The 14862-nt window shown below is 65.2% G+C and carries 11 protein-coding genes; 1 reads left to right on the top strand and 10 read right to left on the bottom strand.

All coding sequences use genetic code 11. The features are described from left to right. Positions 1-22: 22 nt before the first annotated feature. From ACVWWQ_RS07875 to ACVWWQ_RS07865, 3 genes are all read right to left on the bottom strand, one after another. Entirely contained in the window at positions 23-3133 is a 3111-nt protein-coding gene (locus ACVWWQ_RS07875; protein ID WP_133948285.1) for an efflux RND transporter permease subunit, read from the bottom strand. A 4-nt stretch (positions 3134-3137) separates the two neighbouring features. Further along, complete coding sequence (locus ACVWWQ_RS07870; protein ID WP_133949325.1) at positions 3138-4250, bottom strand: efflux RND transporter periplasmic adaptor subunit; 1113 nt, start codon at positions 4248-4250, stop codon at positions 3138-3140. 206 nt (positions 4251-4456) lie between these two features. After that, positions 4457-4912, bottom strand: a complete 456-nt coding sequence (locus tag ACVWWQ_RS07865) for a MarR family transcriptional regulator (RefSeq protein ID WP_099652735.1) — start codon at positions 4910-4912, stop codon at positions 4457-4459. A 72-nt stretch (positions 4913-4984) separates the two neighbouring features. Here ACVWWQ_RS07865 and ACVWWQ_RS07860 point away from each other — a divergent pair, with 72 nt between their 5' ends. Next, on the top strand, positions 4985-5503 hold the full coding sequence (locus tag ACVWWQ_RS07860; RefSeq protein ID WP_133948287.1) for an O-acetyl-ADP-ribose deacetylase: 519 nt from the start codon (positions 4985-4987) through the stop codon (positions 5501-5503). Positions 5504-5518: 15 nt separating this feature from the next. Here the strand turns inward: ACVWWQ_RS07860 and ACVWWQ_RS07855 are convergent, their stop codons facing one another. From ACVWWQ_RS07855 to pilQ, 7 genes are all read right to left on the bottom strand, one after another. Next, positions 5519-7228: a BatD family protein gene (locus ACVWWQ_RS07855; protein ID WP_133948289.1), complete on the bottom strand. Its 1710-nt coding sequence runs from the start codon at positions 7226-7228 to the stop codon at positions 5519-5521. After that, positions 7225-9117, bottom strand: a complete 1893-nt coding sequence (locus ACVWWQ_RS07850; protein WP_133948291.1) for a tetratricopeptide repeat protein — start codon at positions 9115-9117, stop codon at positions 7225-7227. The genes ACVWWQ_RS07855 and ACVWWQ_RS07850 overlap by 4 nt, the downstream gene beginning before the upstream one ends. After that, positions 9114-10097 carry a VWA domain-containing protein gene (locus tag ACVWWQ_RS07845; RefSeq protein WP_133948293.1) on the bottom strand — a complete coding sequence of 328 codons (984 nt, stop codon included), beginning with the start codon at positions 10095-10097 and terminating at the stop codon, positions 9114-9116. Before ACVWWQ_RS07845 ends, ACVWWQ_RS07850 begins: the two co-directional genes overlap by 4 nt. Then, complete coding sequence (locus ACVWWQ_RS07840) at positions 10090-10596, bottom strand: DUF4381 domain-containing protein (protein ID WP_133948295.1); 507 nt, start codon at positions 10594-10596, stop codon at positions 10090-10092. The genes ACVWWQ_RS07845 and ACVWWQ_RS07840 overlap by 8 nt, the downstream gene beginning before the upstream one ends. Then, complete coding sequence (locus ACVWWQ_RS07835) at positions 10596-11528, bottom strand: DUF58 domain-containing protein (protein ID WP_133948297.1); 933 nt, start codon at positions 11526-11528, stop codon at positions 10596-10598. The genes ACVWWQ_RS07840 and ACVWWQ_RS07835 overlap by 1 nt, the downstream gene beginning before the upstream one ends. After that, positions 11525-12520 (bottom strand): AAA family ATPase, encoded by a 996-nt coding sequence (locus ACVWWQ_RS07830; RefSeq protein WP_133948299.1) that lies wholly within the window; start codon positions 12518-12520, stop codon positions 11525-11527. The genes ACVWWQ_RS07835 and ACVWWQ_RS07830 overlap by 4 nt, the downstream gene beginning before the upstream one ends. 180 nt (positions 12521-12700) lie before the next feature. Then, a complete protein-coding gene (gene pilQ, locus ACVWWQ_RS07825) occupies positions 12701-14860 on the bottom strand; it encodes a type IV pilus secretin PilQ (protein WP_133948301.1) in 2160 nt (719 codons plus the stop codon). Positions 14861-14862 lie beyond the last annotated feature (2 nt).

Genomic DNA, 14862 nt, shown 5'->3' with positions numbered 1-14862 from the left:
GGAATTATGCGACAAGAACGCCTCAGGCCCGACCGTCCGGCCATGCCGCGGCATTCGACGGGGCCTGGTGTGCAAAGCGTTGCTGCAGCCGATCCATGTAGATGTAGATCACCGGCGTGAGGTACAGGGTGAGAATCTGCGAGAAGACCAGCCCGCCGACCACCGCCAGACCCAGCGACCGACGCACCTCGGCTCCCGCGCCAATGCCGAGCGCAATCGGCAAGGTGCCCGCCATCGCCGCCATGCTGGTCATCATGATCGGACGGAAACGCACGCGGCAGGCATCGAAGATCGCCTGCGCCGGCGCCATGCCCTCCACGCGCTGCCGCTCCAGCGCGAAGTCGATCAGCATGATCGCGTTCTTCTTGACGATGCCGATCAGCATCACGATGCCGACGAAGGCGAACAGATCCAGCGAGGCATGGAAGATCACCAGGGTCAGCAACGCGCCCACCGCGGCCGCTGGCAAACCGGACAGGATCGTCAGCGGGTGGATGAAGCTCTCGTACAGGATGCCCAGCACCAGATAGATCACGAACACCGCCAGCAGCAAGAGCATGCCCATGCCCTGCAGCGATTGCTGGAAGGCCTGCGCCGTGCCCTGCACGCTGCCGCTGATGGTGGCCGGCAGGCCCATCGAGTTCATCGCGCCATTGATGCTGGCCACCGCGTCGCTGAGCGAAACGCCCGACGCGAGGTTGAACGAGACCGTGACGGCCGGCAGCTGCCCCTGGTGGTTCACCGTCAACGCCTGCGGCTCGCGATCGAAACTGGCCACCGCACTGAGCGGCACCACGCTGCCGCTGCTGGAGGTGACATACAGCTGCGACAACACCGAGGGGTCATTCTGCAACTTGCGCTCGATCTGCAGGATCACCCAGTACTGCGTGGCGGAACCGTAGATGGTGGAGATCTGGTTCTCGCCGAAGCCGATGCCCAGCGCCGTCTGCACCTGCGCCATGGTCAGGCCGAGCGGTGCGAGTTTCGCGCGGTCCACCTTGACCACGATCGACGGACTGTTGAGATCCAGATCGTTGGTGACGTCCTCGAAGCCGGGCAGCGCGGCGAAGGCGCGGGTGACCTTGCCGCTCCACTCGTACAACTGATCGAGATTCACCGACTGCAGCGTGTACTGATACTGCGCCTTGGACTGGCGTCCGCCGATCTGGATCGCCGGCTGGTTCTGGATATAGCTGCGGATGCCCGCCACGGTGGCCAGCTTCGGCCGCAACTCGCGGATGATGCCTTCGGGATCGAGCCTGCGCTCGCCGGCCGGCTTCAGCAGCAGCAGGATCGAGCCGTTGTTGATGGTGGCGCGCGCGCCACCGGCACCGACGGTGGACATGTAACCGGCGATGTTCGGATCCTTCGCCACGATGTCGACCAGTTGCTGCTGGCGCCCCAGCATGCCGTCGAAGGAGACGTCCTGCGGGCCCTCGGTGTTGATGCGCAATTGACCGTTGTCGCCGGCCGGGATGAAGTCCTTCGGCGTCACGTAGAACAGCAAACCGGTCGCCAGCAGGCTCAAGGCAAAGCCCGCCAATACCATCCGCGGACGATCCATGCACCAGCGCAGGCTGCTGGCGTAGCCGCGCTGCACCGCACTGAACCCGCGATCGAAGCCGCCGATCAGCCAGTTCTTCTTCGCATGTTCGTGTGACTTGACGAAGCGGCTGCACAGCATCGGCGTCAGCGTGATCGCCACGATGCCGGAGATCAGGATCGCCACACTGATCACCACCGCGAATTCGTGGAACAGCCGGCCCACGATGCCGCCCATGAACATCACCGGGATGAACACGGCGATCAGCGACAGCGTCATCGAGAAGATGGTGAAGCCCACCTCACGCGCACCCTGCAGCGCCGCCTCGTACGGTCGCACGCCCGCCTCCATGTGGCGCACGATGTTTTCCAGCATCACGATCGCGTCGTCCACCACGAAACCGACCGCCAGGGTCAACGCCAGCAGCGAGAGATTGTCCAGGCTGTAGCCGAGCGCATACATCACGCCGAACGTGCCCAGCACCGAAATCGGCAGCGCCACGGCAGGGATCAACGTGGCCGAAAGATTGCCCAGGAACAGGTAGATCACGAACACCACCAGCGCACCGGCCAGCAGCAGGGTGAACTGCACGTCGTCGACCGAGGCGCGGATCGACTGCGAGCGGTCGTACAGGGTTTCCAGCTTCACCGATGGCGGCAGGCTGGTGCGGAAGCTCGGCAGCACTGCCTTGATCCGGTCCACCGTCGCCACCGTGTTCGCGCCGGGCTGGCGCTGGATCGCCAGCACGATCGCACGCGTGCCGTTGTAGAAGCTGGCGCGCTGGTCATCCTGCACGCTGTCACGTGCCTGGCCGATGTCACCCACGTGCACCGGCGCGCCGTTGCGCCAAGCGACCACCACGTCGTTATAGGCCGCCGCGCGTTGCAGCTGGCCGTCGCTGCGAATCGGCAACTGCTGCCGCGTACCGTACAGCGAGCCGGTGGACTGGTTGACGTTGGCGTCGGCGATCGCGTTCTGCACCTGGTCAATGCCGATGCCGGCGGCCGCCAGCCGGTTCGGGTCCACGCTGATGCGCACCGCGTATTTCTGCGAACCGTACACGTTGACCTGGGCCACGCCATCGATCATCGACAGCTGCTGCGCCAGTTCGGTCTCGGCGTACTCATCGACCTGGGTCAGCGGCAGCGTGGACGAACTCATTGCCAGATACAGGATCGCCGCGTCGGCCGGGTTGACCTTGCGGAAGGTGGGCGGCGTGGTCATCTCCTTTGGTAACTGGCGCAAGGCCGAGGAGATCGCCGACTGCACGTCCTGCGCGGCGGCGTCGATGTTGCGATCGAGCTCGAAGCTCAAGGTGATCGAGGTGGAACCGAGCGCGCTGGTCGAGCTCATCGAGCTGATCCCGGCGATCGTCGACAGCTTGCCTTCCAGCGGCGTGGCCACGGCAGAGGCCATCGTTTCCGGCGACGCGCCCGGCAGGCTGGCGCTGATGCTGATGGTGGGAAAGTCGACGTTCGGCAGTTCGTTCACCGGCAACTGCGGATAGGCGACGATGCCGAACACCAGCAGCGCCGTCATCAGCAGCGTGGTCATCACCGGTCGGCGGATGCACAGCTCCGGGATGTTCATCGCTTCAGTTTCCCTTGACGGTGACGGCACTGCCGTCGACCAGCAACATCTGGCCCTCGGTCACCACCTGCTCGCCGCCGTTCAGGCCCTTGTCGATCACCGTGCGCCCGGCGCTGGTCGGCCCGGTGGTGACGTAGCGCTGCTGCACCTTGTGGGCAGCGCCCAGCACGAACACGAAGTTGCCCTGAGTGGAGCTTTGCAGCGCGTGCACCGGCACGCTCACCGCGTTCGCCAGGCGCGTGGTGGGCAGACTCACCTGCACGAACTGGCCGGGTGTGAGTCGATGATCGGCGTTGTCGAAACGCGCCTTCAACACAATCGTGCCGGTACTGGCATCGACGGCGTTGTCGATGAAGTCCAGCGTGCCTGCCAGCGGCGCGGCATGCTCGCCCGAAATCGTCGCCTGCACGGCCAGCGCGCCCTGCCCTTGCGCATCGCGCACCGCGGGCAGGCTGTCTTCGGGAATGTTGAACGCCACGCGCACCGGCTCGACCTGGTTGAGCAGCACGATGTCGGTGGTGTCGGCGCTGATCTGCGCCCCTGGATACACCAAGGGTGCGCCGACCACGCCATCGAACGGGGCAAGGATGCGTGTGTAGTCCAGTTGCGTCTGCGCCAGCTCCTGCGCGGCGCGATCACTTTGCAGGTTCGCCCTGGCCACGGCCAGGTTGGCCTGATACAGATCGTAATCGGCCTTCGAGACGAAGCCCTTGCCCAGCATGTCGGCATAGCGCCGCTGATCAGCCTCGGCTTTTTGCAGCAGCGCCTGGTCACGCGCCACGGTGCCGCGCGCCTGGTCGAGCTGCGCCTTGAGCAGGGCCGGATCAAGTTGTGCAAGCACGCTGCCCTTGCGCACCAGCGTGCCGGGCTTGAACGACAACGACTGCAATTGACCCGCCACCCGCGCGCGCAGGGTCACGGTGGACCATGCCTCGACGCGCCCGACCAGCTTCAATGACAACTCGATGTCGCCGCGGGTAACGCTGGCCACTTCCACCGGCACGGGCGTGGCCGCATGACTCTTCCCCGGATCGTCAGCAGCGCCGCGTCCAAAATGAACGGCAGCAGCGACCGCCAGCAAGGCGATCAGCACGAGGACTATTTTCTTCCAGGACATGCGCGGTGGGTTCTCGATCTTCTTGCCGGATGCGATGAGGCGGATGGCTTCACAGGTCGAAGCAGTCATCGACTGGCGCTGCAGCAACTACCTTTCAACGCGGACGACCGTTGCCGGTTGACCCCGCACCGGTCACACCCACCACTATGCCGTGCATGAGGTCATCCATGACCGCGACTGATGGCACTGGTCAGCCGCACAGATGCTCAAGGGGTGGCGTTTTCACCCTGCTCCAGCGCCTGCAGGTTTTCCTTGATCTGGTTGATCACGGCCAGCGCCTTTTTCAGTTCATCGTGATCGATGCCGCGGGTGGCATCCCGGCGAAGCTCCTGGGCGATGACCTCCATGTCGCCCACGATCACTTTCGCCTGGTCGGTGACATACAGGCGCCATGCACGGCGATCCTTCGGGTCGGGCCGGCGCTCGACAAAACCCGCCGCCTGCAATCGATCGATCACCCGACCCACCGCGATCGGCTCCATTTCCAGGAATTCGGCCAGCTCGTTTTGCCGCAGCCCCTCGCGGTGATACAACATCTTGGTGGCACGCCACTGCGCGCGGGTCAGTCCGAATTTCACCGCGCGGCGGTCGAAGTGCTTGCGGAACAGCAAGGTCACGTCGCTGAGCAGGTAACCAAAGGAAATGTCTTCCGTTTTTGCCATGATGCGTTGCGACCTCAGCACGCCAGAATATCTGCCTGAAGCATAGGGCAAGCCATCCGTTTGGGGGAAACCATGCCTGTACACGTCGTTCATGACGACATCACGCGACTGGCACTCGACGCCATCGTCAACGCCGCCAACCCGGGCCTGCTCGGTGGCGGCGGCATTGACGCTGCGATTCATCGCGCGGCCGGTCCGGAGCTGCTGGCCGCCTGTCGTGCGCTGCCCCAATCCGCGCCCGGAGTGCGCTGCCCGACCGGGGAGGCACGCATCACGCCGGGCTTCGCGCTGCCCGCGCGCTACGTGATCCATACCGTCGGCCCGGTCTGGCACGGCGGCAGCCAGGATGAGGCGGCCATGCTGGAGCGCTGCCATCGCCACTCACTGCAGTTGTTGCGCGAGCACGGGCTGCGCACCATCGCGTTTCCGGCGATCAGTTGTGGCGTGTATGGCTATCCTGCCGCGCAAGCTGCCGCGGTGGCGATGGCCACGTTGCATGACGAACTGGCCGGCAGAGATGACATCGACGTCACGATGTGCTGTTTCAGCGAGTCCATGCGCGCGGTATTCCAGCAGGCATTGACCGCTTAGCTCGGCCCGGCTGCCTCAGTGCAGCTTGAACGGGTACAACGGCTCCAGTCCGGTCGTTCCGTCGGCAGTGGCGGCGCGCCAGACGAAGCCGCGCTTGAACGCCTGAACCAGACCCGGACCGACATGGTCCGACGACACCGCGGCGTAGTGGCGTTGTTGCAGCGTTTCGATGGCCGCACGTTGCGAACTGTCGTCCAGCGCGGCCGACAACTCGCCGAGGTTTTGAATTGCCGGTCGCTCGACACGCGCCCAGGCCAGCAGGCTGCGCGCCTGCGCTGCGGGATCGCTGCCCCGTGCGGCGGCGAGAAAGGCAAGCTGGCTGCTGCGTGCTGACGCACCGGCTGATGGTGGCGACACGACGGGTCCGCGCGAGCGGCGACGACGCCAACCCCACCAGCCGAGCAGGCTCAACAGCCACAAGCCCAGACTTGCCAGCGCGATCCAGCGCCAGGGTGTATGGATCGTCGCGGCGGCCGCGGGGGCGGCGATCGCGGCGTCGTCAGTGGTCGCCGCCTTCACCGCGGGCGATGTGGGTGAAGAAGGCGTGGCGGCAGCGCCGCCGACAGCCGGCAGCACGGTCAGCGTGTGCGCGGGAATCTCCGCCACTTCCATCCGGTCGCTCACCACATTCCACCATTTCAGCGTGGTGGCGGGGATCACCAAAGTGCCTGCGCGTCCGGGCACGATCGCGAAGGACTGCTGGCGTCGGCCGGTGATCCATTGGCCATCCTGTCGATTGCCGGTCACCGGCTTGTCCGGGTAGACGGTGGCACCATCCAGCAGCGGCAGGCTCAACGCCGGCAGCGCCTCGTAAGACAGGCCGGTGGCCTGCAGATTCATGGTGAGGTTGAGCGGCTGGCCCACCCTTGGCGCGGTGTCCTGCGCGGTCGGCCAACCGTCCAGACTCAGGCTCAATTCGCGCGCCGGCAGCCATGCGTTGCCACTGAAGCCGGCCGGCGTCGCCTTGACATCAATCGTTTGTGCAGGCGCGCTGGCACTGACCGGCACGGTCGCACCAAAGAAGCTGTCAGGGTCACGTGGATCGGCCGCCTGACCCTGGAAATCCACCGGTGGAAGTTCCACTTTTCCGGCATGTTGCGGGACGACGGCGTAGCGCTGCTCAAGTACGTGATAGCTGCGGCCGCCGCGTTGAGCGTCGTAGTTCAGACCCTTGCCGAGCTGACTGAACTCCACCCCGGCGACCTGCGGCGGCTGCGGTGCATCACCGCCGATACGGCTGGCGTAATAAAGCCGCGTGACGTAGGTGAACTGCTGACCGACGTAACCCTGTGCGGGATGGACCTCGGACTCCATGAAGACATCCTTCAGCGAGGCCGCCGCCGCGTCGGGATCCGGCGCCGTCACCGTAAGCTGCAGCGGCGCCGTTTGCCCGCCAGCCACGCTCAATGCGGGAATTTGCAGTGTGCCGAGGTGACGCGGGCGCAGCGCAATGCCGAAGGTCAGCTCGGAACTCGCCTTGCCATTGACCACGCTGAGACTGTTGTTTTGCGAGGTGCCAAGGATCTGGAAGTCCTGATTCAACGCACCCAGATCAGGCTCGGAGACGCTCATGCCCTGCCCGCTGACACGCACATTCAGTGTCACGGTTTCGCCCAGCTGCACGCTGTTGCGATCCAGCGTGGCGGAAACGTCGCCGGCGCGCGCCAGCATCGGCAGCAGGAACAGCGCCAGCAGGCATCGACTGATGATTTGTCGAACAGTCACGGTTCTCCATCCTCATGGTTTGCACCGCCATGGCGCTGCTGGTACTCCAGCTGGAACTTGCGCCGCAACAATCCGCCCGGATCGTCCGGCACGCGCTGCAACGCATGGCGCAGATCGGCCGGCAACTTCGCCTGTGGATCGTCCTTGGCAAGGGCGCCCAGTTGGTGGGTGTCCTTGCTTTTGTCCTCGGCCTGCTTTGCCAGTGCCGCATCCATCTGTTGCTTCAACGCCTGCTGCGCCCGCTCGGCCTGCGCCTTCTGTTCGGCCTGCTCCCGCGCGCTCTGCGGCTTGCCCTGGTCGGTGTTGTCCGTGCCGTCCTTGTTTTGCGGCGACTCGGATTTGCCGGAATCATCCTGCGGCTTGTCGCCCTTGCCAGATTGTTCGGACGGCTGATCCTGTCCCTTGCCGTTCTGTTGCTGGCCCTTCGCATCTTGCTTGCCAGCCTTGCCCTGCTCGCCCGGCGACGACTGGTTTTTCTTGCCGTCGTGGCCTTCGTGTTCCTTCTGGTCCTGCGGCGACTGCTGCTGTTGCTTGCGCATCCAGTCCTCGACAGCTTGGCGATTGGCCTTGGCATCCGCGTTCGCGGGATCGCGCTTCAACGCGTCATCGTAAGCGGTGATGGCCTGCTTGTATTCGCCCTGCCTGGCCAATGCATTGCCCAGGTTATAGGCGCCGTCGCTGCCAGGCACTTGTTGCAAAGATTGCGCGGCTGACTTGTAGTCGCCCGCGCGATAGGCCGCCGCACCCCGCCACGCCGGATCGCGCGCGACTTGTTGCGCGCGTTTCGCGTCACCCTGACGCAAGGCTTGCGCCGCCTGCTGGTCCGGCCGTTGCCACAGATCCTGCCAGCTGGTAGCGGAAGCTTTGCCGGGGAACAGTGGCAGTACCAACAGCGGAACCACCAGCAGCCAGCCGCGGCGGAAGGCGAGCGCTGCAATCAACAACAGGGGCAGCAACAACCACGCACCGCGGTCCTGCCATTCATCGCCCGACTGTCCATCGGCACGCGTCGCCTTGGCAGTGCGCAATTCGCCATGCAAGGCGCTAATGTCGGAATGATCAGCGCTCATTACCACATAGCGACCGCCGCCTGCCGCCGCCAGCGCGCCAAGCGACGCATCGTCCCGGCGTGACAGCACCACGTTGCCTGCCGCATCGCGCAGGAACCCTCCGTCCGATGACGGCACCGGACCGCCTGTCGGCGTACCGACGCCCAGCACCGACACGTGAACCCCCGCGGTCAATGCTTTTCGCGCCGCCGCCTGCGCTGCGCCATCAGCGTGATTGGTGATCAGCACCAATGAACCGCCGCCGGCCTTGCCATCATGGATCAATGCCACGCCACGATCGATCGCGGCCGCAGCGTTGTCGCCATCCACCGGCATGGTGTCGGGCGCCATCGCGTCGAGCAGATCATCGAGACTGTGTGCATCGGCAGTCAACGGCGCCACCACGAAAGCCTCACCGGCGTAGCCGATCAGCGCATTGAGCCCGTCCTGGTTCGCCCGCAGCAGATCGCGCGCCTTGTAGCGCGCCCGATCGATCCGGCTGGGCGCCACGTCGCGCGCCAACATCTGTTGCGACAATGAAATCGCCACCACCTGCGGCGCCCGACGGGCATACAGCGGCTGCTCGACGCGACTCCAGGTCGGCCCGGCCAGCGCCAGTGCACACAACGTCCAGCCCAGCAGGAACAGCCACATCGGCAGTCGGCTGGTACTGGCCCGCCCGCGCAGGAGATGCGGAAGCAAGGCTGGATCCACCAGATGGGACAGCGCGACCTGTCCACGGTCGCGCCCCCTGCCGAGCCAGTCGATCAGCGGCAGCGCAAGCAGTCCCAGCAACCACCATGGCCGCAGGAAGTGGAACAGGTGCACGAGGTCGTTCATGCGCTTCTCTCCAGACGCGAAAGGCGACGCGGCAGAAGCACCAGCAACAGCAGGGTGATCGCGGCCAGCAGCGGCCATCGGAACAATTCGTGGCGCGGACGCAGCGGCGGACCGTGTTGGGGCATCGGTTCCAGCGCATCGATCGCGCGATAGGCATCCGCCAGTTCCGCACTGTCGGTGGCGCGAAAGAAGCGACCGCCGGTTTGCTTGGCGATGTCGGTCAGCATGCCGGCGTCGAGATCGGCCGAGGGATTCACCACTTGACTGCCAAAGAAGCCGGGAATCCGCATCCGGGTGGCGCCGATGCCGATGGTGTAGATGCGCACGCCCGCCGCCTGCGCGGCCCGGGCGGCCTCACGCGGTGCAATGCTGCCGGCGTTGTTGACGCCATCGGTGAGCAGCACCAGCACGCGAGCCTGCTCAGGCAGTGCGGAAAGCCGCTTGACCGCAACGGCAATGGCGTCGCCGATCGCGGTTTCCGTACCGGCCAGACCCACCGCCGCGCCCTGCAGTTGCGCGCGAACGGCAGAAAGATCGTAGGTCAGCGGCGTGACCAGAAAGGCCTGGCTGCCGAACAGGATCAAGCCCATCTCGTCGCCGTTGCGGCGGCTGATGAAGTCGCCCGCAATCGCCTCGACCGCGCCAAACCGACTGACCGGTTGCCCCGCCAGCTGCATGTCGTCCGTGCGCATGCTGCCGGACAGGTCCACCGCCAGCATCACCGCGCGACCACTGCGCTGCTGTGCTTGGGGTGGCCCGATCCACTGCGGCCGCGCCGCCGCCGCAAGCAGACAAATCCACGCCAGGGCCAACAGCCACGAGGTGAACCCCCGTGCGCGCGTGCCGGCCACACTGGCCAATCGCACGCCCGGTTGCGGCAGGTGCAGCGCCTGCCCGGGCGCGGCCGGACGCAGCCAGCGCCGCAAGAGCCAGGGCAGCGGCAACAGCACGATGACCCAGGGCCATGCAAACTCAGGCATCGGCATGCTCCACGGCCATCGGCTTCCAGCGTCTTGGCTTCAATGCCACGCGCAACCAGCTGCGCACGGCCGCGATCGCACCGGCCTGATCGAAATCTGCCGGCGGTCGATAGAGCCACTGATCCAGCGCCAGCAACTGCTCCAGCGTGGACGCATCAAGCGGCACCCGCGACAGCGTGCGCCGCCATGCCTCACCACGCTGCCGGATCGCCTGCGCATCGTGTCGGCGCGCCACCCGACGCAGCAGCTGATGCAGGCCCATGACCAGCTGGGCGGCGTCCCCATCGCGCTCATGGCGCAGGGTGATCCGATCCAGTTCGTCGAACACCTGGCGTCGCTGCCGAAGCGCGCGCCGATACCGCCGCACCAACCACACGGCAAGAGCCAGAAGCATCAGCAAAAGAAAGGCAAGTGCCCACCAACCTGGTGCCGGTGGCCACCATGCCGGATCGGCTGGCAGGTGGATATCACGCAGTTGCGGACCGGACGGCTGGATCATCACCGCCCCCTCCGCGAACCAAGCAGGCTGCTCACGGCCTCGAACGCATCGACCGTGGTATCCACACTGGCCCAGCGCAGACCCAGCGACTGGGCCAGCTCGCCCAGTCGTGCCGGGCCCGCACCCAAGGCCCGCTGAAAGTCAGCGCGCTGCCGCTCGGATTGCAGCATCACGTCGCAACGCTCACCGTCATGCTCCAGCGGATACCGGCCAGGCTGGGCCAACGCCAGCTCCAGCACATCGGCAACCACCAGCACACTGACCTGAGCATGACGCCCCAGATCAAGCAGACGTTTCCGGGCCGCTTCGTCGCTGCTGAAGCCATCACTGATCAGCAGCACGCGGCTGGCACCATGAAGCACCCGGCCCGCGCGCGACAACGCGTCGGACAAGGGATCAACGCGGTCGGCGGAAGCCGCCGCATCCCACTCAGCCAGCGCGCCGCATACCGCCAAAGCTCCGCGTGGTCCGCCCTGCGGCCGCACCAGCTGGTCAGCATGGCCAAACGCCATCACGCCGACGCGCTCTCCGGCGCGCACGGCGTACCAGGCCGCCGCAGCCGCCGCGCGCGCAGCCTGCACCGACTTGAAGCGCACCCGGGTGCCGAAGCGCATGCTGGCATGCGTATCCAGCAGAACAAGCAGACAGCCTTCGCGGTCTTCCTGATACAACTTGGTATGCAACTTTCCGCTGCGCGCGGTGAGCCGCCAGTCGAGACGGCGCACATCGTCGCCGGCCTGATAGACGCGCGACTCGGCGTAATCCATGCCGCGGCCGTATAGACGGCTGGACTGCTGGCCACTGCGCGCTGCCCGACTGAGCAAGGGCGCCATGCGCACCCGGCCAACCCGGGCACGCAAGGCGATCAGCTCGCCCAGCGAAACCTGGCTGCATCCATCGCCGGCGGCGGATCGTGAAGCGACGACGTTCACGGCAGCGGCACGAGATCCAGCAGGCGGCTGATCACCTGATCAGGCCGCACGCCCTCGGCTTCCGCTTCGTAGCTCAGCAACACGCGATGACGCAGCACCTCGTGGGCGATAGCATGGATGTCCTCCGGCAGAACGTAATCGCGCCCCTGCAGCCATGCGTGCGCCCGTGAGCAACGATCCAGTGCAATGGTGGCGCGAGGGCTTCCGCCCCAGGCGATCCAGCGCTTCAGCTCCGGCCCGTAGCGACCCGCGTCGCGCGTGGCCAGCACCAGCTGGGTCAGATACTCCTCGAGCGCCGGTGCCATATGTACTGCCATCGCGGCATCGCGCGCAGCAAACACGTCCGCTTGAACCAGCAACGCCGGCGCGGCAGCCACCGGATGGGCGCGCCGGTTTGCCTGTTCGCGAGCGAGCTTGAGGATGGCCAGCTCCGCCGCCGCATCCGGGTAGCCGATGGTCACGTGCATCAGGAAGCGATCGAGCTGGGCCTCAGGCAGGGTGAACGTGCCCTCCTGCTCGATCGGATTCTGCGTGGCCATCACCATGAACAGTTCCGGCAACTGCCGGGTGTGACGGCCGACGGTGATCTGCTGCTCGCCCATCGCCTCGAGCAAGGCGGACTGCACCTTGGCCGGTGCGCGATTGATCTCGTCGGCCAAGATGATGTTGTGAAACAGCGGGCCGCGCTCGAATTCGAAACTGCCTGTCTGCGGTCGAAACACATCCGTACCGGTGAGGTCGGCCGGCAGCAGATCCGGGGTGAACTGAACCCGATGAAAGTCGGCCTCGATCCGTGCGGCCAGCGCCTTCACCGCAGTGGTCTTGGCCAGGCCGGGCGCGCCCTCGACCAGCAAATGGCCGTCGGCGAGCAGCGCCACCAACAGGCAGTCAACCAGATGCGGCTGACCGATGATGCACTGCTGCAGGCCGTCGCGCAGCTGCGCGAAAGACTGTTGCAGGCGGCTCGACGACTGGATTTCGGGCGTGTCCATGATACGGATTCCGTGTTTGACGCGACGGCAGCTCCCGAAGGGTTACCACTCGTCGCAAGTTCGTGATGCCTGCCATAGACCATGAACCTTGCCGGAAATTCCATCGCGCGGCGCATGCCAGCCGTCACGCATAAAAAAAGAGGCGGCCGAGGCCGCCTGTCTTTCCGATGCTGCAGGACCTTATTGCAACGTGTCGCTGAGAATCCGCGGCGTCACGAAGATCAGCAGTTCGGCCTTGGTGTTGGTCCGGGAGTTGCTGCGGAACAGCGCACCGATGCCGGGGATGTCGCCCAGGCCAGGCACCTTGGTTATGGTGTTGGACTTGTTGACCTCGTAGATGCCACCCAGAACAACGGTCTGGCCATTGTCCACCAGCGCCGATGTATTCACCTCGCGGGTGTCGATGGTCGGGATTTTGCCGCTACCCGGGGCGTCGACGTATCCGGCCAGCGCGTCCTTCTTGACGTTGATCATCAGGTAGACGCGGTTGTCAGCCGTGATCGTCGGGGTGACCTTGAGTTCCAGCACGGCGTCCTTGAACTGCACCGTCGCCTGACCCAGGCCACCGCCTGTGCCGCCACTGCTCTGATACGTCACGTAGCCAATTTCCTGACCTTGGCGAATGACCGCCTCCTGCTGGTTCGCGGTAATCACGCGCGGGCTGGATATCACCTCACCGCGACCTTCGGTCTGTGCAGCCGAAAGTTCCAAGTCGAGTGCATAGTTCGCACCCAGAATCGCGAGGCCGAAGGTTCCCGCCGCAGGACTGACAGGCAGATTGACGTTGAGACCGCCAGAAGTCACGTTGCCGCCTCCCAACCCTGCAGTCAGCGCGGGTGTGGCAGTTGCGGCATTCTGGAACTCGGTGTTGTTGGCGCGCCCGCTGATGCCGAACTTCGCACCCAGTTCGCGGGTGAAATCGTCGGTCGCAACGACGATGCGGGATTCGATCAGCACCTGTTGCACCGGCTTGTCCAGCACCGCGATCAGCTCGCGCAGCTGACGGATCTTTTCCGGCGTGTCGTTGAGCAGCAGGGTGTTGGTGCGTTCATCAAACGAAACACTGCCACGCGTCGAGAGAAAACCTCGCTGGGTGTTACTGCCACTGTTGCTGCCACCACCAGTACCGCTACTGGTTCCCTGCTTGCTACCCGTGGTCAGTAGCGTCGCGATGTCCTTGGCCTTGCCGTAGCTGATCGGCACATAGTCGGTCACCAGCTCGGCCGTGTCCTGCGCCTTCAGTTTGGCATCGGCCAGATCCTGCTCGTACTTGGCCAGTTCGGCCTGCGGCGCGACCCAGACGACGTTGCCGTTGCGACGCTTGTCGAGGCTCTTGGCACGCAGAATGACGTCCAGTGCCTGGTCCCACGGCACGTTGACCAGACGCAGGGTAACGCTGCCACCGACACTGTCCGAAGCCACCAGGTTCAGCCCGGAAATGTCCGCGATGAGCTGCAGCGCCGAACGCACCGGAATGTCCTGGAAGTTGAAGGTCACTCGCTTGCCGTTGTAGCTCGGCTCCTGCCCGATCTTCGCCAGCTGGGTTTGTTTCGCGTCTGCCTTCTTGGGTGCAACTTCGACCACGTACTGGTCAGCCGTCTGGTAGGCCGATGTATCCACGTTGCCCTTGACCGCGATTTCCATGCGCGCGCCACCACCGTTGCCGGCACGAGTGACGATCGACTGTACCGGGGTCGCGAAATCGAGCGTATCCAGACGCTGGGCCAGATTGGCCGGCAGGTTGGCGTGGTCGATGGTGACCAGCACCTTGTCGCCACTGCGGGTCATTTCGGCATTCGCGCCACTACCGCTGAAGTTGATCAGCACACGACCTTCACCATTGGGGCCGCGGCGGAAGTCGATGTTGGAGATCGCCGGGCCATTCGACGAGGACGGCAGCGTCTTGGTCGGATCGATCGTGGCGGCGGTGGTCACGGCCTGGTCGGCGCTGCCGTTGTTGACGGTCAACACCAGGCTGTTCCCTTCGATCCGCGAACGGTAGCTGGACTCACGCATCAACTCGACGACGACACGGGTGCGGCCGCCAGCGGAGACCGCGGAGACGCCCGAAGTCGAGCCCTTGCCGATATCCAGATGGCGCGGAGCGGCGTTGTCGGTATCGGCAAAGTCCACCGCGATACGGGGCGGATTGCCGGTCGTGAAGATCTTCGGACTCGGCACCGGACCGTTGGCAAAGTCCATGTGCAACTCCACGCTGCCGCCAGGCAGTGCGTCGTAGCTGATGTTCTTCAGCGTGGTGGTGGCTGCCATCGCAGCGCTGGTCCAGGTGGCGCCAGCGATCAGCAGGCCCATCAACATGTAACGGCTTGCATGGCGCATGA

The organism is Rhodanobacter sp. TND4EL1, from assembly GCF_054061035.1.
The sequence above is the reverse complement of the archived record's forward strand: the minus strand, read 5'-3'. Positions and strand labels throughout refer to the sequence as shown.